Source organism: Bdellovibrio sp. HCB2-146 (assembly GCF_047345725.1).
Classification (GTDB): domain Bacteria; phylum Bdellovibrionota; class Bdellovibrionia; order Bdellovibrionales; family Bdellovibrionaceae; genus Bdellovibrio.
This window is the reverse complement of sequence record NZ_JBLEQP010000002.1, coordinates 208,617-226,375: the sequence shown is the minus strand read 5'-3', so window position 1 is coordinate 226,375 and position 17,759 is coordinate 208,617. Positions and strand designations below refer to the sequence as shown.

Below are 17,759 nucleotides of genomic sequence, written 5' to 3'. Positions count from 1 at the left end.
TCTCTTCCGCTTGATTAACGAAAAAGGGAGAGATCATGTCTGACGTAAATAACGCTCGTCCTGCACTCACAATGCTTTCTGAAGACGAATTGGCTTTTAGAGATGCTGTACGCGCATTTGCTGAATCTGAAATTAAACCTCAAGTGACACACATGGACGAAAAGGCGGAGATGAATCCGGAACTAGTCCAGAAACTTTTCGAGATGGGCTTGATGGGTATTGAAACACCGGAAAAATACGGTGGCGCAGGCTCGACTTTCACAATGGCGTGCTTGGCAGTTGAAGAACTTGGTCGCGTAGACGGTTCTGTTTCTGTCCTTGTCGACGTTCAAAACACATTGACGACAAATGCATTCCTTAAATGGGGAACTGAAGCTCAAAAAGAAAAATACTTGAGCCAAATGGCAACTAAATGGGTTGGCGCTTACGCGTTGTCTGAATCTTCATCTGGTTCTGATGCTTTCGCATTGAAACTTCGTGCTGAAGATAAAGGTGATAAATGGGTTTTGAATGGTTCAAAACTTTGGATCACAAACGGAAAAGAAGCGAATGTATTTATTTGTTTCGCGAACATGGCTCCAGAAAAAGGCTACAAAGGTATCACAGCGTTCATCGTTGAGAAATCTTTCAAAGGTTTCAAAGTTGGTAAGAAAGAAGACAAATTGGGTATCCGCGCTTCTTCAACTTGCGAATTGTTGTTTGAAAACTGCGAAGTTCCAAAAGAAAACGTTTTGGGCGAAGTTGGCAAAGGCTACAAAATCGCAATTGAAACATTGAATGAAGGTCGTATCGGTATCGGCGCGCAAATGATCGGTATCGCTCAAGGCGCTTACGAAGCAACTCTTTCTTACATCAAATCACGCGAACAATTCGGTAAACCAATTGCTCACTTCCAAGGTATCCAATTCCAATTGGCAGAAATGCGCACAGAACTTGAAGCCGCTCGCTTGATGGTTTACAACGCCGCTCGCTTGAAAGATGCAGGCCAAGACTTCATCGAATCAGCAGCGATGGCGAAATTGTACTCTTCTCGTGCAGCTGAAAAGATCACTTCTAAAGCGATCGACCTTTTCGGTGGCAACGGTTTCACAAAAGAATATCCAGTTGAGAAATTCTGGCGTGATGCGAAGATCGGTCAGATCTACGAAGGAACGACAAACATGCAATTGCAAACAATTGCAAAAATGGAACTAGATAAGTAAAAATAAGAAGGGGCTCACAAAGAGCCCCTTTGATTTTTTATGGAGCGACGGAAATGCTCAAACACAGTCTTTTACTTGGTACACTTTTTTGTAGCCTTTCTTTGTTCGCTCAATCACCGGCGACCTTTCGCCTGCATCTCAGTCAAGAGCCGATAAACCTAGACCCAAACAAACAAAATAGCTCCAGCGCGAGTTACCTTCTGGGAAATCTGTATCGCAATCTACTTCGCTATGACAACGATGCAGGTCTTGTCCCGGAACTTGCGGAAAAATGTCAGCGCGAAAAAACTGGTGACCTCACCTGCACACTTAAAAAAAATCTCAAGTGGTCTGACGGCTCACCACTGACTTCTGCTGATTTTTTACGAACTTATAAAAAGATCTTAAAGCCTGAAAACAAAGCTCCCCGCGCCGATCTACTTTTCCCTATTAAAAATGCTCAAGCAATTTATGAAGGAAAGCTTTCCGATGATAAACTGGGAATCACAACCCCTACTCCACTGACTTTAAAGTTTTCCTTTGAATCCTCGACTCCGGAGTTTGAGTATCACTTGAGCTCTCTTGTTTTGTCGCCAACCAAAGAAAACTTACAAGTGTACAACGGACCTTACGTTTTAAAAGATTGGTCGCGCGGTAAGAAAATCATTCTTGAGAACAATAAGTTTTATGTTACAGATGGCTTGAATCGCCCGCTGGTCGAGTTTCTTTTTATCGAAGAAGATTCCGTAGCCTTGCAGCTTTATGAAAAGCAAAACTTAGATTTCCTTCGCCGTTTACCAACGCTTTATATTCCTAAATTTAAGTCGCGCCCGGATTTCGTGTGGAGTCCGATGATTCGTTTTGACTATTTTGGTTTTGGTCCAGAGCTTAAAGATCGCGAGGATGTACGCAAAGCCCTGACATATTCTCTGAACTACCCTGAATGGCAGAAGTTGTTTTCCTCAGAAGGACGTCCTGGCTGTGCTGGATTGCCAGATAAATGGTTCCCGAAGGCCGCACCTTGTTTTGATTTCGATCTTAAAAAAATTCCTGCGATAACTTCAGACAAAACCTGGACTGTGATGTTCTCTTCGTTGGGCGGAGATGACCACAAGAGAGCGACTGAGTGGATGCAATCGCAGTGGATGCAAAATGCAAGAATCAAAACCCACATCGTCTTAAAAGAAAACAAAATCTATCTGCAAGAACTCCGCAAAAATCCACCGGCGATTTTCCGTAAAGGCGTCACGCCCGACCGCCCGACGTGCCTGGCCGCCCTGGAAACATTCTCCTCTCAAAATCCGGAAAATTACATTCAGTTGAAATCGCCAGAGTTTGAAAAAATTCTGCTTAAACTTTCATCATCCGCGAAGATTCAAGACAAGAAAAAATTCTGCTTAGAGGGTGTTCAATACTTAATGAATCGACATCTTCTCATTCCGACAGGAGCAATTCATTTCTCAATTTTAGCCAATGAGAAGTTTATAGGTTGGAAACTGAACGAAATGAATGAGCTGGACTTGTCTGGTTTGCGTTCAAAACCGTAATATAATTACTATGACCACCAAAACGCAGTCCGTTGATATCCTAAAAGACCAGACCATATTCAGTGAAGGTGACCCTGGTGACTGCGCATACATTATCGAAAAAGGTCGCGTCCTTATTTACCTTACCCGCGATAAAGAAGAAATTCCCTTAACGATTTTAGGCGAAGGCGAAATTTTTGGTGAAATGTCACTGATTGACAGCCAAGCTCGTTCTGCATCTGTGCGTGCGCTTGAAGATGTGCGTTTGGCAATCGTCACAAAACAACAGGTTTTGGAACGTGTTTCAACGGCCGACAAAGTCGTGCAACTTTTGATGCGTGTTCTACTAAAACGCCTGCGTCGTCGTAACGACCCGACAAATCCCAATGCTCCTGTATCAGAACTCGAGATTGAAAATTCAGGTGTCGGTGCTGATGGAACTGAAAGCGCCCTTGAGCAAATCAAGTTGGAAAATCAAATTTTCCAAGCTTTTCAGAATAAAGAATTTGAATTGTACTATCAGCCGATCGTGAATCTAAAAACGAAAAAAATCAGTGGCTGTGAGGCCTTGCTTCGCTGGAACAGCCCGACTCGCGGTATTGTTTCGCCGAATCTTTTTATCGACATCATTGAGAACTCTTCAATGGTTATTCCAATTGGCCACTGGATTATCAATCAGGCTTTGAAAGATTTAAAAACAATTCAAACTCATCTGCACTCTCATAAACGCAATAAAGAAGCAGATGATTTCATGATGAGTATTAATATTTCCGGCCGTCAGTTCACTCACTCTGATTTCGTAAACAACCTTGAAGATCTTCGTGAAAAGCATGACCTGCAAACAAAGAACATCAAGCTTGAAATGACAGAACGAGTGATGATGGATGGAGCTATTGCCCTGGAGGCTCTAAATCAGTGCTATAACCAAGGCTATGCGCTTTCTATTGATGATTTCGGAACAGGTTTCTCGGGTCTGCAATATCTGACTCAGATGCCTATTAGCTTCTTAAAAATCGATCGTTCATTCGTCATGAAACTTTTAAATGATCCCAAATCTAAAGCCGTCGTCAGCTCCATTATTCACTTGGCCCACGCGATGGACATCGAGATTATCGCAGAAGGCATCGAAACGAATGAAGAGGCCCTGGTTCTTGAAACTTTGGGCGCTCGCTATGGACAGGGTTATCTTTTCTCCAAGCCAGTTCCGTTGCGTGACTTTATCTCTCAGTTTTAATCCATTTCAGCTCAAAAACGTCTCAATATAGAACGATTTCACAAGCTTCTATCAAAAGCCTAAAGTCCGTTTTTACTCCTCCGATAAGTCTAATGTCTTAAGACATTGAACCAGCTTAAGATCATCAACCGGAGGTCGCTTAAATGGCTGACAAAAAGTTCGAAAAACAAATTCCAAACAATGTCGTTTCTCTTGAATCTGCTCGTTGCTGCGGCGAAGGCTGCAAAAAGAAATCTGAAAAAGCAGGTTTCTGCGCTGAGCACTTTGATTGGTTTAAAGCAGGTTTGATTACGAAAGAAGGAGCGAAATGCTCTGACTTTGACAAAAAGTATTATCACTACGTTGCGAAAAAAGCGGCTTAGTTTCTCGTTCCTGTTTAGAATTCCAAAATCCGTTAAAAGCCAGACCTTCCCAGTCTGGCTTTTTTTTTTATTTTTAAAACTCGTTAGATAATAGGCAGCGCCTAAATGCGCAAAGACGCTATTCTCCGCAGCTTGAATAGTAGAGGTAGTTTCCAGGACCGATGAAGAGCGAATGAAGAGCTCCGGTTGAACTCAAGCTCGAGCCGACCGACCAACCACCCACAGCGTAATTGGCCGGTGTCGCCGCCACAGGACTTGATATGACTGCATTCGCACCAGCATGAAGTTCTGCAGCCGTGACAAAAAGGCCACCGAAAGTTTGAGAGGTATAGGAATACATCAAGCTGCCATTTGACGATAACGAGCCTCGCGAGAACGTCAGCCAAATTTTTCCAGCTGAAGAAAAATTCAATCCAAGACTTAAAAGTCCGTCCGTCGCTGCCGCCGTTAAACCACTCACACCTAACGTACTATCAATCACACCGGAACCTAAAGTTCCCCAGTTGACAGAGAGATGGCAAGTCGCCAAGTCACTCGTGCATTCGCGATAGCGAAGCAAATTAACCGAACGATCATAAAAAGCAATTGCGGGACGAGAGTTTGTTGGGTTTAATTTGATTTCTAGCCCCATCCCACCACTTGCCGTAATCACACTTGCTGGAGAACTCCATGTGATTCCGCCACTACTACTTCCTGAATAGCGAATGGCATTGTTCGTGGTATCGTAATAAGCAAGAACCAAATTTCCAGCTCGATCAAAATCAGTGGAAAGCTTAGAAGTCACAGCGGTACCAGAATCAAGCGTAGTAACGGATGTCCAATTTTCTGCACCAGGATTAAAAACAGCAGTCGAAACTGTTTTAGCCACCGAACCTGCATTGGAAACAATCATCACGGGCTTGGCATTTCCCAGGGTATACGACATCGCCAATGCGACAGCATTCACTCCCGGGAGAATTGGCGCAGCAACAGCGCCAATTGGGAATTGATGAGTCTTCCACGTACCAGTGCCATCAGTCAGAGTGTTTGTCGCTAAGAAATAACGTAGACTGGAAGCATCGTAGTAGGCAATCCAAGGTTTATCATCGTGATCAAACTTTAAACTGACCGATTGTGGAGAGACGGGACCGGGAACTGTGACATTATTCCAACTGCTAGCTGCGGAACTTCCATTTCTAATTGCATATTTTAGAACACCTGTTGTCGCAGAGCCTACGGAAAAATCGACGTAAGCCGCAGCGGGAATTCCATCACTTGTACTTTCGATAGTGGCACTTTTGGGAAATTGCGCTGTTGTCAAACCGATTTGCCCCGTCGAATTCAGAGGCGCATTACCGAAGACCATTCCTGATGCATTTGAAGGAGAAGCAAGAGTCGAAGTTAAACACCCAGTTCCCCCACTTGGACACGTGTTATAGGCTAAGACCATATTTGCCCACGTCAACGCTGGAGTGACAGCAGCTGTTCGTCCATACGTCATAAGCAATTGATCATGACCTTCATCAACAACAAAACTTCCTCGTGTGGCACCGGCCGCAGGCAACCCAGCTGCTCCAACAGTTTCAACATTTCCGACAGTGCTCCAGGCGGCAAGCGGATCTCCCGTCAATTGATTAAAATATCGAATGTTTGTTTGTGCTTCATTGGCGACAAAATGAAAACGTCCCTGACTGTCGCGATGAAGTTTTCCCCAAGCATTGCCGACATTGGCACCTGCAACAATTTGTCTGCTCGTCGCACTGAAGGTCAGTGCACCCGTCGCACATCCGCCCGTATTCTGCGCATAAGCACGTATTCCGCTGGCGGAGGTTTTTGCGACCACGTGAAAGGGAGCATCCACAGTGTTGGCAATGGACAGCTTTGTGGTCACTTGGTTTGCACCTGTTGCAACTGTGCCGTCCGTGATAACCGCTGTTTGCCAATTGGCCGGAAGGGCGCAGTCGGCAAGAGTCGCGCTTGCACACCGAGCGATCTGAGAGTTGGCAGTTCCACCAAAGACGACGTAAGGTTTAAACACGTCAGAACCATTATTGCACCATTGAATATCGGCGGAATGATTCGTCGCACTTGCAGTAGCTGAAATAGAATTTGCAATCGCACCCATTCCGACATAGTTCGAAGCAGAATCGCAATCAGATGAGCAACCAATAAAACGAGCCAACGTTCCAACAGCGCTGATATACAAAACACCGACTTGATCGAGTTCATTCACAGAAACTTCAACAGCTCTGGTCGTCATAGTGGCAACGGTCTCAATCGCAGTCACAGTCCATGCCGAAGCCGTTGTTGTGCTTGCGGAATTTCGCGCTGCCATATAGACAGCCGTTGCTCCATTTGCCCAAAATATCAATGGTTTTCCTGAAGATAAAAAAACCAATCGCGGAAAATTTGTTGTCACCCCACCTGCGACGACTTCGTATTTAAATTCTGAACCGTCCCAATAACCGTAGTTTAAAGTTAATGAACCTGTATCAGTAAAGACCACAGACGGGGTAGAACTCACAGGATTCAATGTCACGTCCGAAAAGGCACCGCGAAGCCCTGCCGTCGTTCCCGCAGTTGCTTTTCGCCCATAATCCAGAACTTTAGTAACGGGTTCTTGGCAAAGATTTTCATTCGCTGCAGGCGTTGGTTCCGGGTCACTGTCTGCAAGATTATGAGCCGAGCCTCCGGAACCATTGCAACCTGTCAGCAGTCCGTTGAGGCAGCTGAATATCGCAGTCAGAATTAAAATTCGTTTTGCCAGTGCCATTATCGCTTCATCCTAAAAAAGATATTCGAGTTCAATGGGGATCGTGAATTGCGTTCTTACATCTGTCGCATTCACGGTTCCGCGAGAACCTGTTCCTTCAAACTGTATTGTTTCATACTGATAGTTGAGCCCCAAAGAGAGCTGCCATCGAGGCGTGATCTTGTGATTGAACTTCAGTTGCACTTCCGCGCCCAGTGCACTGGGATTTGACCCTGTTGTCACATCACTTTCTCGAATATGATGAGGGAAGTAAATTTCAAGATCTGCCTCCAAAGAATCAGTTTGATTGGCAAAATCATTTTTTAATTTTAACGAACCCGTAGGACCACGGGTATTTAAGTTCGTTAGCGCCACGTTCGGTGTAGTTTCATCAACACTGTAATCAACCATCTTATAACCAATGCTGGCCTGAACTTGCCCCCAGGCTGTGGAGAAAAAAGGTTCTGACAGTAACGTAAGAGCATATTCTTGTCGTTGTACCGAAACTTCGGAAGGCGTCAAACCTGTCGCGACTTTCTGCTGACCAGAAGTGACATTATAATCAAAAATAATAAATACCCACGAACCTGTTGGTTTGTTTTTAACATTCAAACCATAGTTCAACATCATCGTATCGGGTTGCTTGGCATTAAAGCCTGAACCTGTGACTTCGTTTGCCGTGATCGCGGTCGCACCACGAATGCCAACAGAATTTTGCAGCGATGAAATAACATCCTCGCCCCATGCAAAAGGGGCGATCGTCAGCGAAATGAAATGTACAAAAACGTGAGCTGCGAGCTTCATTATTGAGGGCTCCTTATTGAGTTGATCGGGCCGTTATAATGAAAACATGAGAACTCTAAAGATCTCGTAATTTAACAGGATCAAAGGAGGGAGCGCGTGACTCGCCGAACATCCAGAATTCAGGACTTACTGCGCGGCAAATAACATTAATGTGAAATTAGAAATGGCCCCAGAAGGCCGTGAAGAGAATCACGCCACAGATAAAGAATTTAAATCCTAAAGAACAAGCTTCGCGCAAGGACATAGCTTCTCTTCGGCCCGCCTTTTTGCTAGCATAAGGCCAGTTTCAACGACGTCGTACACAGAAAGGTCCCTCGTGAAAAAAGCCGCCCTTATTACCGGAGCTAGCAGCGGAATCGGCGCTGCCACTGCCATTGAATTTTCTAAAAACGGCTATTTCGTTTATTTGATGGGACGAAACAAAGAACGCTTGGAAGAGGTGGCTATGCGCTGCCGCTCTGGAGCGTCGTTAATGTCTTGTGATATGACCGATACCAAGGCTTTAGATAAACGCCTCAGTGAAATGCTAACGAATAAAGCTCATCGCATTGAAGTGCTCGTAAACAATGCTGGTATTTTTGAACGCCACACAACAGAAACTGGCACCGATGAAATTTGGATGAAGCAGTTTGAAGTCAATATGTTGATTCCCGTTCGCATCGTACGCGCCTTTTTCCCGTATTTTAAAACTCACGGCGGCGGCAGTATCGTGAATGTCTCGTCAACATTGGGAATTAAACCAGCCGCCGGCACATCGGCATATTCAGCAGTGAAAGCAGCGATGATCAATTGGACTCAGTGTCTGGCGCAAGAAGGTGGCCCGTATAAGATTCGCGCCAACGCCATTTGCCCGGGAATCGTCGACACCCCTATTCATCAATTTCATTCTTTACCGGAAGCAGAGAAAAACAAAGCTCTTGAATCCATGCAAAACCTGCAACCACTGGGTCGCATCGGAACTCCTGATGAAATTGCGAAATCAATTTACTTCTTGGGCTCTGACCTCTCAAGTTGGACGACAGGTGCTGCTTTAGCCATTGATGGAGGAATTAATCTCGCATGATCCTTTATCTTAAAAAACCTTTTTGCTCCGCACACTTTTATACTCAAAAACAGTGGTCCGAAGAAAAAAATTTGGAAGTTTTTGGTCGTTGCCACACACAATATGGACATGGCCATAACTATGTCCTGGAGGTCGGCTTTCAAACCTCTCCGGCAACGCTGCATGCAGATCGTAAGATGTACTCAAATATCCTAACAGCGCTCACTCACCGCCTGGATCATGAGCACCTCAACTTCGTTGTTCCGGAATTTCAGGATAAAATCCCTACCACGGAGAATATTTCTCTTTATTTTTTCGAGAAATTAAAAGAAGTTCTGCCTCTAGAGAAAATCAGCTCTGTGAAGCTCAATGAGATGGATACCCTGTGGACGGAGATGCGACCGTGAGTGATGAAGAAAAAGTACGTTTGTCGAAATTAATGGCCGAAAAAGGCATCTGCTCCCGTCGTGAGGCGGATGAGTATATCGCGCAGGGCTTGGTGCGCGTGGATGGTGTGATCATTGATCAACTGGGCACAAAAGTATCCCCGAAAGCCAAAGTTACTTTAGAAGCAAAGGCTCTGAAGCAACAAAAGACTCTGGCGACTATTATCCTGAACAAGCCAGTAGGTTGGGTTTCCGCGCAACCGGAGCCGCCTTATCAACCAGCTATTAAATTGATCACTCCAGAGAATCAGTTTGGTCCAAGCAAAATACGCTTAAAACCCGAACATATGAAGGGCCTTGCCGTTGCAGGACGCCTGGATATCGACTCTCAGGGATTGTTGCTCTTTACTCAAGACGGTCGCATTGCCAAGCAAATCATCGGCGAAGAAACAAAGCTTGAGAAAGAATACCTTGTACGTGTTGTTGGGAATCTTCCCGACGACAAGTTAAAACTTCTCCGACATGGCCTCTCTTTAGATGGCAAACCTTTAAAGCCTGCTCAAGTCGAATGGCTGAATGAAGACCAATTGCGCTTTGTCCTTAAAGAAGGAAAAAAACGTCAAATCCGCCGTATGTGCGAAGCTGTGGGCCTCAAAGTAGTGGGTCTGAAGCGAGTCCGCATCGGAAAATTAAAGCTCGGAAAGCTCCCTGAAGGCCAATGGCGCTTCTTGGAAGAGGACGAAGAGCTATAAGTTCGATTTCACATTTAGGCTCTGTCTAAGGTTTTGACAATCAAGCAGAGTCTTCATGGTCCCCTGTAATTTCACCAAAAAGCCTCAAGCACGTGTTATCTTGCATCAACATTTTTACATGAGGCTTTGAATGACTTTCAAATCAGTATCTATAAAGAACCTTGTAACTGTTGGCTTCCTTTCCCTTTCTGTCGCTCTTGCATCGTGCACGGACGCTGACAAAGGCGTAAAGGGTAACTCTGCGGAAGACGCGAACCTCTTCCAAAAGAAAAACATCACGTCTTTCCACTTGAGTGGAACTAAAAAGATCGCTCTGACTTATGATGACGGTCCCACTCCTGGCGTGACGGATGAGCTTTTGGACGTGCTCCGCCAATACAATATTAAAGCTACGTTTTTCATCTTGGGTGCATCAGTTCGTGGCCAAGAAAAAACTCTTGAGCGCATGAGAGCTGATGGACACGTGATCGCGAATCACTCTTACTCTCACCAAAACTTGCGTGAAAAAGTATACGAGCGCGATGCAGACGCTTTATGGAAACAAATCGTTGGCTCTGACAAACAAATCGCTCCATACATGAATCCAGCGCACAAAAAATATTTCCGCGCACCTTACGGAGCATGGAATGCAACTCACGCTGATAAATTAAATGCAATCCCACAAGCGGCTGAATACATCGGTCCGGTTTTCTGGGATGCAGGTGGCGAGATCACTCCGCGTGGCACACGCCCTCGTTCAGCTTCAGAAATCACAACAGCTGCTGACTGGGACTGCTGGACCGCGAATTCTAAAAAAGGCATCTACCCATTGTCAGTTGATGTTTGTGGTGCTGGTTACTACAAAGAGATTTCACGCAAACAAGGTGGCGTGGTTTTGATGCACGATAAGAAAATCCAAACTGTGCAAATGTCAGCGAAACTTATTCCTAAGTTGATTGCTGAAGGTTACGAATTCATCACTGTGGATGACATCCGCGCGATGGAACAATATCAGTAATTAGTTTTTCTGAGACTCAAGAGCTGGCTTAAGAAAATCCAAGCGCAGCTCTTCGTAATAGCGAATCTCGGCTTCCGTAAAGCCCGCTTTACGACGTAAAACATGGTTGAGAGGTTCGATCCTTTTCGGCAACCGAGTACGTAGGGAATCCATGCGTGCCGGGAAGTCTTCTGAAGGATCGATATCTTTCGATGAACAGATCTCTCGATACCAACGTGAACCAAAGTCGACGTGACCTATTTCTTCGAAATTTATTTGCTTAACAATTTTTTGGATTGTGTGTTTTCCTTCAGTTCCCTCAAGACGACGGATCAAAGTATCTCCAGCGTCAAGACCACTTCCTTCTAAATATCTGTGCACAATAAGAATTCTATCTAAGATATTGTCCTCGCGGCTTGTTGCCATCCATAGACCATTGTGGATGGGCCAGTCTCCCCATTTGAAACCCAATTTATCAATGCCCTCTAAGCACATTGCTAAATGTTCGGCTTCATTGACTGTGACAGCTAAAAGTTCTTCTTTAAAACCTTGAGGAGCATTCGGAAACTCCACCAGGGTGCGGAGACCTAACTCCATGGCTTGGAGTTCGATATTGGCCAGATCGTGAAGCATGCGGGCTTGACCTTCTGCGGTAGAAAAACCCTTTTTAGGTGGGTGTTTTTTCGCGTGAAGGACTTCGATATCGCGGACGGGATCATAGGGGACGAGGCCGGGTTCTTTAAGTTTCATGGCCTCTTCGCAGGAGGACTGAATATGCTTAATTTTATCCCATACAGGGGCGATATCGAGGGTGAACATGGCGGGTTTTATACATGAAGTCGCGTGCCGAGGCTAGACATTCCCCCGGGGGCTATGGTTTTATTAGGGAACTATGGGAAAAAGTTGGAAAAACGCAGGCAAAGTAGAAAAGGCGGCCCAAAAGGGTCAAATATTCACCAAACTCGCAAGAGAGATTGCGGTTGCAGCTAAAGCTGGTGGCCCTGACCCCGACGCCAACTCCCGACTTCGCTTGGCAATCGATGCAGCGAAAAAAGTTTCCTGCCCGAATGATACAATTGAACGCGCGATCAAAAAAGGCGCGGGTCTTTTGGATGACGGTAAAGCGATCGAAGAAATCACTTACGAAGGCTACGGCCCTCATGGTGTTGGCGTGATCGTAGAATGCCAAACAGACAACAAACACCGTACAGCTCCAGATATGCGCCATGCTTTCAAATCTCACGAGGGCAACATGGGCGAGCAAGGATCTGTTGCATGGATGTTTGATCGCGTAGGCCTTTTGGAAGGTACGAAAGCTGGTACGTTTGATCCAGATGAAGAAGCCATCGAAGGTGGCGCAAATGAAGTTTACGCCAACGATGATGGATCTTACGAGTTCTATACAGCACCTGAAGATCTCGATGCCGTTCGCGATGCTCTGACAAAACGCGGTTGGAAAATCACCAAAGCAGAATTCTCATTCACTCCAAAAACTCCGACAGAGTTGACCGATGAACAGAGAAAAGACGTCGAAGAGTTCTTGGGCTATTTGGATGATATGGACGACACTCACCGTGTCTATGCCACTCTTTAATTATTAACTTTAACTAAATACAAAAAGAAAAAGCCACAAGTTGATCTTGTGGCTTTTTTATTTTCTCTCTTAAGAACCAAACTTAGTGTCTGACTTGTCTCAAAGCTTCAGAGATGTAAGAGATATCTGTTACATCTTCACCGCGGCAACCATCTTCTGTGCAGCGATTAGAAATTTGGCAGCTCTTGCCATTTTCACGAGAGTATTTGAAATCAGTTTCGCCACGAACCAAGATTCCTACGATCTCGTCAGTTGCAGCACTGAATACTGCAGAACCAGAGTTGCCACCGTATGTATCAAGATTTGTTACAAAGTAACCTTTTTGTTGTGAACGAACTGTTCCGCCCAAAGTTACTTTCGTTGGCAAACCCGATGGATGACCGACAACGTAAACTTCATCACCCGGAGTTACAGGTTGAGAAGAGATTTGCAAAACGCGGTGACCGATCACCGCGCGATCCAAACGAACAAGCGCGTAGTCTTGGTTTCCTGTGTATTCACGAGCGATCACTTCTTTACAGTTATAAACTTCGCTTGCTGGCAAAGAGATATTGGCTTCGCTGGCGTTGTTCATACGATAACCGAAAACGAAAGAGTAACGACCACAATCTGTTTTACTCATACAGTGACCTGCAGTTGCAATCAAATCAGCACCTACAAGCGATCCTGAACAGTTGGCAGCAGCTGGTTGCTGAGCAAATGGTTCGGAAGAACAAACGCCCATTTCTTGTTGGAAAGAACCAGAACGGATTTCAAATGTTCCACCCGCTCTTGCTTGCAAACTTGCTTTCGGAATCAAAGCCACAGTTGAATCTGCGATTTCGCGGATGCTGGCTTTTTCAATTTCGTAGATTTCATGACGGCCGTCTTCGCCGTAGATGACTTTTGGAGTGACGTTAACAAAACCCACAGACATTGTGGCAGCGACCGCAAGACTTAAACTCGCAACGTACGAATTCCTTTTCATAATCACCTTTTGATGTTCATCATGAACATCATCCCCTCATAGATATAAGTCTCTTGAAAAGGATGCAGAAAAACAAACTATTTTTTTGATTTTAACAAATAATCGAAGGCCGCTGCGTAAAGCTTAATTTGCTTTAACATCGAATGAAGACCGTTCGCGCGACTTGGAGAAAGATTTCCTTCGAAACCCAAGGCCTTTAAAAATTCTGGCGGAGTCATTAAAACTTCCGACGGAGTCGAGCCGGAATAGACTTTTAGTAGCAAAGCCACCAGTCCTTTAACAATCAAAGCATCACTGTCACCTTGAAGGATCATATGACCCTGATTATCCAAACTTGCATGCAACCAAACCTGTGACTGGCATCCCTTAACCGCGTTCTGTTCGGTTTTTAGTGACGCGTCAATATCAGGCAGTGACTTACCCAAATCGATGATTTTGCGATAGCGAGCTTCCCAGTCCTCAAGGGCTGAGAAATCATTGATCACGGCTGCTTGTCTATCATGAATACTCACGGCTTAACTCTCTTTCACTAACTGAGGGAGAAGTCCAAAGATCTGCTCTTCCAGATCCAAACCTTGCTCCCCGATCATTTCGTGGAAGGCCTTTTTATCTAACTTTGTGATAATTTCGTAGCTCTTTTTAAAAAAGCCTTCTTGATCATCAAAATAGCCATTCCAAAGTTCTCGGGCCTTCTTCTCTGTTAAATTCCAGGATTTCTTTTCCGCTGCGGTCCCGTCCTGACGATTGTGATAATCAAGAAGGTCCATGATTTGGCGAGGCGAAAAATCGAGCATAACGAGGGCTTCTTCCAAAAGAGCTAACTCTACGTACCACAAATAAGAATTCAAAGACTCCCAGAACTTCAAACCAACTTTGCCATAAGAGCTTTTGCAGAAAAATGTCGTACAAACCACACCGCGGTTGCGCCAGATATTGCAGTTGGAATTTTCACGATTAAAGTAAGGACAGAGCCAATCTTCGCGTTGACCGAAATCACCTTCTTGACGTTGATTGAACTCGACCTGAAAACTCACCGGCGCCACCATTCCAATTGGCAATGAGTATTCACGGCGTTCAATTTTACCACGGAGAATTTTATGAGCTTCAGTTGCCGCCGGATCATTAAAGATCGCACCGATCATGTAATTTGGAACGAACGGATGAAATGTGCAGCATTTCAGATCTTCGCGGTAATGAACTTTACCACGGTGACGAGGTCGCGACATGGCGCACGTATCACAAGTGGCTTTGGTTTCTTCAGGACCAAAATCAAGGATCTCGCGCGGCAAGAGTTTGCTGTAAACTTCAGGGATCTGGTGACGTAAAAGCATGCCGTTTTATAGCATGCTTTGGGTCTTAAACTCCACCCTCTTTGAAAACCAGATAAAAACGATCTGATGAGACTTTCAAATACAGAGTATTCTCTTCATTTCGGAATGTGAACTGACCATTATCCTTCGTAAAGAACTGGCTATGCAGCTTTTTCGCCTCGTCGCCCTGGATATCCAGGACTGCATACCCCGGAGCAAAGCGACCGTAAGATGAGTTTTGCACAAAAATCGAGCACTGATAATTATTCTCGCCTCGATGAGCGCAGATAAAATTGAATACTCCTTTTGGCGTCAGGAGCTTCTTACCTTGACCGGCGATGGAGCCTTCGACGGGTCTATCCATGGCATCAAAAAGTGCCTGAGGTGAACCGTCGACCGTTCCGTCATAGTTCACTGAGGCAATGTTGATCATCATCTGCATTCCAGCAAATTGTCCTTTGGTGACCGCTTGAACTGAAATTGCAGCAAACAAAACCGTGATTGAAAGTAAAAGGTGTTTCATCCAAATATCCTGAGCGAGGATATTTGGATGGTCAACTCCTAAAGGTCCTATTGTCGCTTACATGCCATCTCGGATTTATAGATCGCCGAACCCGACTCTTCGAACTGAATAGTGCCAGCAAAGCTCTTAGATCCATCATCAAAAAGCTGAATCTCTAAGTTCCAACCATTGTATGTGTACACTGTTGCGGCTCCAACCACTCTGGTTTCCGTTGCGCTATTGTTCAAAAGAAGGTCACCCTTCTTATCCCAAAAACGCAAAGTGGAGTTCTCCGTCACAACCTGCACGCGAGTGCCATCAGTAACACGGCAGGAAACAACAGATGCAGAGCTAACAACTGGAAGCATTGCCAATAACGAAACGATGACTGCTTTCATAAAATTCTCCTTAATATTAAAACCCCTCAGATTGGGGGTGTCTTATATCACCGAGTTTTAATCGCAATTTTCATTCCGATATCAGATGCTACTAATAGTGATCTTGCCTCAATGATACTGTCGAGACTGCCGACGGGGGGCTGCAAAATGGCCCTCTTGAACCCTGACTTAAATAAAGGAAACACTGTGCATTATCACCTTACTGCTAATAGCGACGGATGCAGCGAATATAATACGCCGTGCTTTTCGCACCTGTGACTGTTTGAGTTCCATCAGAAATTTTAATTGTTGTGGCTGCAGAAGTGCTCGCTTCCGTTGAACTCCAATAATAGTTCGCGGTTGTGCGAAACCCTGGAATAAGATCGGTGCCGATTGCATATCCGTAGGTCGCGCAGTTGGGGTCTTCTTGCGGGTAGCTCACGCCTCCTGACGTCCGCGATTTACAGTATAAAAATGCCAGCTCTGATTTGCTTGGTAAGTACCAGTCTTGATAACCGCCGTAATTGAGCTTGTCACAATAATGAGCGGCCGGATGATATCCTCCCTCACTGGTATTTGTGATTGCAACGATCGCAGCTGTATTCGCATTGCCTCGATAACTCGAAGAGCTTTTTGTCGCAACAGCGGTTACGTTTTCAACTCCTGGAATATCATAATTATTCGCAGTTCCACGCCAAGCTTTAGTGATGGCGTCTGTTGTCCCGGGACAGTTCGGAGTAAATTCAGTTGCGGGATACGATGTTGTTGTACCACTGGGTTCATACTCGCAGCCTCCAGGGGTGATCATGTACTTTCCGCCATCGAAATTTCCTGAAAATAAACTGCCTCCCTGACAGACAGTTCCAATAGTCACACCTGGAGAATCGCAAGGATCGGGAAAGTTTACCGATATCCCTGAAAGCTGCACAGTCCCCGTGACACCCGTTGCGCTGTCTGAAACTATAAGACTCCCGACCAACGGTCCATTAAGAGAAATACCACTGATCTTTGCGCGAACATCTATTGTGCATGTAGAATCTCTTAACAGAGGTACACCGGAAGCACACGTTCCCCCGACTTGTTCAAACATACTTGAAAGCGTCACCGTAAAACCATTTGCAACTTTGTCACCGGAGTTTTTAATTAGAATCGTCTGCGAGGAACTTTGCGGAACACCTGTGTAATCAGCGTCCAAGCCCGTGACAGAAAGATTTGAAATATAACTAACAGGACTAGCAAGACTTGCTAAAAACGATGGTCGTATTTCCCGAACACATCTGACCAATAAAGCTAAATTCTTTGCGCTATTCGAAGTTTGTCCAGAAGCCGCCGCCAATTTGTAGCTAAAGCCGCCGCCTGTCGAATATTCGTTCGACGTATGATAGGATCCCGTCGTCGCAAATCCAGGTAAAATATGCGATCCGCTGCCATATCCAAAGTTCACGCAATTCGGATCCTCGTTGGGATAAGACACTCCGCCTGAAGTTCTTGATTTACAATACAGATAGGCCATTTCTGTTTTGCTGGGCAGATACCAATCCGTATATCCACCGAAGGCATTTTTATCACAATAATGAGCGGCCGCATGGATTCCCCCTTGCGCGGGATCGGTGACCGAAATAATCGCGGCCGTGTTAACACTTCCTAAGACCGTACTGGCATCCGCATTTGCAGAAACATTTTCGACTCCTGGAATATCATAATAGGGATTCGTCCCACCATCATTCCAAAACTTCGTCATGACATCTGTGCCTGAGCAAGTCGGTGTGAAATCAACACCCGACGAAGAGGTCGTCGTGCCACTAGGCTCATACCCACACCCTCCCGGCATCACCATGTACTCGTGTCCATTCCAGGTGCCAGCGTAAATCGTACCGCCCGCACAAACGTCACCAATCGATGGAGTTCCTACGTAGCAGTTACCAGCCGGTCGACGACGCGCCAACCTGGTACCCATGAAGGCATCACCTATAGAAATAATAAAAAAGGTTCCGATCAAAAATGTACAAAGTGAA

Annotated in this window: 18 protein-coding genes; 9 read left to right on the top strand and 9 right to left on the bottom strand. The window is 45.3% G+C overall.

Annotated elements, in window-relative coordinates:
- The first annotated feature begins 35 nt into the window (after positions 1-35).
- From ACLWOR_RS12005 to ACLWOR_RS11990, 4 genes are all read left to right on the top strand, one after another.
- Positions 36-1,202: an acyl-CoA dehydrogenase gene (locus ACLWOR_RS12005; protein WP_413940979.1), complete on the top strand. Its 1,167-nt coding sequence runs from the start codon at positions 36-38 to the stop codon at positions 1,200-1,202.
- 53 nt (positions 1,203-1,255) lie between these two features.
- Positions 1,256-2,728, top strand: coding sequence for a peptide ABC transporter substrate-binding protein (locus ACLWOR_RS12000; RefSeq protein ID WP_413940978.1), 1,473 nt, complete (start codon positions 1,256-1,258; stop codon positions 2,726-2,728).
- 10 nt (positions 2,729-2,738) lie between these two features.
- Positions 2,739-3,941: an EAL domain-containing protein gene (locus ACLWOR_RS11995; RefSeq protein ID WP_413940977.1), complete on the top strand. Its 1,203-nt coding sequence runs from the start codon at positions 2,739-2,741 to the stop codon at positions 3,939-3,941.
- A gap of 143 nt (positions 3,942-4,084) precedes the next feature.
- Positions 4,085-4,303: a hypothetical protein gene (locus ACLWOR_RS11990; RefSeq protein ID WP_413940976.1), complete on the top strand. Its 219-nt coding sequence runs from the start codon at positions 4,085-4,087 to the stop codon at positions 4,301-4,303.
- A 118-nt stretch (positions 4,304-4,421) separates the two neighbouring features.
- Here the strand turns inward: ACLWOR_RS11990 and ACLWOR_RS11985 are convergent, their stop codons facing one another.
- Complete coding sequence (locus ACLWOR_RS11985) at positions 4,422-7,055, bottom strand: hypothetical protein (protein WP_413940975.1); 2,634 nt, start codon at positions 7,053-7,055, stop codon at positions 4,422-4,424.
- A gap of 12 nt (positions 7,056-7,067) precedes the next feature.
- Positions 7,068-7,838 carry a hypothetical protein gene (locus tag ACLWOR_RS11980; RefSeq protein ID WP_413940974.1) on the bottom strand — a complete coding sequence of 257 codons (771 nt, stop codon included), beginning with the start codon at positions 7,836-7,838 and terminating at the stop codon, positions 7,068-7,070.
- Between the two features lie 316 nt (positions 7,839-8,154).
- On the opposite strand from ACLWOR_RS11980, the gene ACLWOR_RS11975 reads away from it, so the two are divergent.
- The 4 genes from ACLWOR_RS11975 to ACLWOR_RS11960 all read left to right on the top strand — a co-directional run bounded on the left by ACLWOR_RS11975 (position 8,155) and on the right by ACLWOR_RS11960 (position 11,015).
- Positions 8,155-8,901, top strand: a complete 747-nt coding sequence (locus tag ACLWOR_RS11975; RefSeq protein ID WP_413940973.1) for an SDR family NAD(P)-dependent oxidoreductase — start codon at positions 8,155-8,157, stop codon at positions 8,899-8,901.
- A complete protein-coding gene (locus ACLWOR_RS11970) occupies positions 8,898-9,287 on the top strand; it encodes a 6-carboxytetrahydropterin synthase (RefSeq protein ID WP_413940972.1) in 390 nt (129 codons plus the stop codon). Before ACLWOR_RS11975 ends, ACLWOR_RS11970 begins: the two co-directional genes overlap by 4 nt.
- Positions 9,284-10,018, top strand: coding sequence for a pseudouridine synthase (locus ACLWOR_RS11965; protein WP_413940971.1), 735 nt, complete (start codon positions 9,284-9,286; stop codon positions 10,016-10,018). The genes ACLWOR_RS11970 and ACLWOR_RS11965 overlap by 4 nt, the downstream gene beginning before the upstream one ends.
- 130 nt (positions 10,019-10,148) lie before the next feature.
- Positions 10,149-11,015 (top strand): polysaccharide deacetylase family protein, encoded by an 867-nt coding sequence (locus tag ACLWOR_RS11960; protein ID WP_413940970.1) that lies wholly within the window; start codon positions 10,149-10,151, stop codon positions 11,013-11,015.
- Here ACLWOR_RS11960 and ACLWOR_RS11955 read toward each other — a convergent pair whose 3' ends face one another.
- Positions 11,016-11,813 (bottom strand): DUF455 family protein, encoded by a 798-nt coding sequence (locus ACLWOR_RS11955; protein ID WP_413940969.1) that lies wholly within the window; start codon positions 11,811-11,813, stop codon positions 11,016-11,018.
- A gap of 73 nt (positions 11,814-11,886) precedes the next feature.
- Here ACLWOR_RS11955 and ACLWOR_RS11950 point away from each other — a divergent pair, with 73 nt between their 5' ends.
- Complete coding sequence (locus tag ACLWOR_RS11950; protein WP_413940968.1) at positions 11,887-12,588, top strand: YebC/PmpR family DNA-binding transcriptional regulator; 702 nt, start codon at positions 11,887-11,889, stop codon at positions 12,586-12,588.
- Between the two features lie 82 nt (positions 12,589-12,670).
- On the opposite strand, the gene ACLWOR_RS11945 is transcribed toward ACLWOR_RS11950, so the two are convergent.
- From ACLWOR_RS11945 to ACLWOR_RS11920, 6 genes are all read right to left on the bottom strand, one after another.
- The gene (locus ACLWOR_RS11945) at positions 12,671-13,555 is read right to left on the bottom strand and encodes a trypsin-like peptidase domain-containing protein (protein WP_413940967.1); all 885 of its coding nucleotides are present in this window, start codon (positions 13,553-13,555) and stop codon (positions 12,671-12,673) included.
- 77 nt (positions 13,556-13,632) lie between these two features.
- Positions 13,633-14,067, bottom strand: coding sequence for a SufE family protein (locus ACLWOR_RS11940; RefSeq protein ID WP_413940966.1), 435 nt, complete (start codon positions 14,065-14,067; stop codon positions 13,633-13,635).
- Positions 14,068-14,070: 3 nt separating this feature from the next.
- A complete protein-coding gene (locus ACLWOR_RS11935; RefSeq protein ID WP_413940965.1) occupies positions 14,071-14,886 on the bottom strand; it encodes a hypothetical protein in 816 nt (271 codons plus the stop codon).
- A 25-nt stretch (positions 14,887-14,911) separates the two neighbouring features.
- Positions 14,912-15,388 (bottom strand): hypothetical protein, encoded by a 477-nt coding sequence (locus tag ACLWOR_RS11930; RefSeq protein ID WP_413940964.1) that lies wholly within the window; start codon positions 15,386-15,388, stop codon positions 14,912-14,914.
- A gap of 47 nt (positions 15,389-15,435) precedes the next feature.
- Positions 15,436-15,765 carry a hypothetical protein gene (locus tag ACLWOR_RS11925; RefSeq protein ID WP_413940963.1) on the bottom strand — a complete coding sequence of 110 codons (330 nt, stop codon included), beginning with the start codon at positions 15,763-15,765 and terminating at the stop codon, positions 15,436-15,438.
- Between the two features lie 205 nt (positions 15,766-15,970).
- On the bottom strand, positions 15,971-17,701 hold the full coding sequence (locus ACLWOR_RS11920) for a DUF1566 domain-containing protein (protein ID WP_413940962.1): 1,731 nt from the start codon (positions 17,699-17,701) through the stop codon (positions 15,971-15,973).
- Positions 17,702-17,759 lie beyond the last annotated feature (58 nt).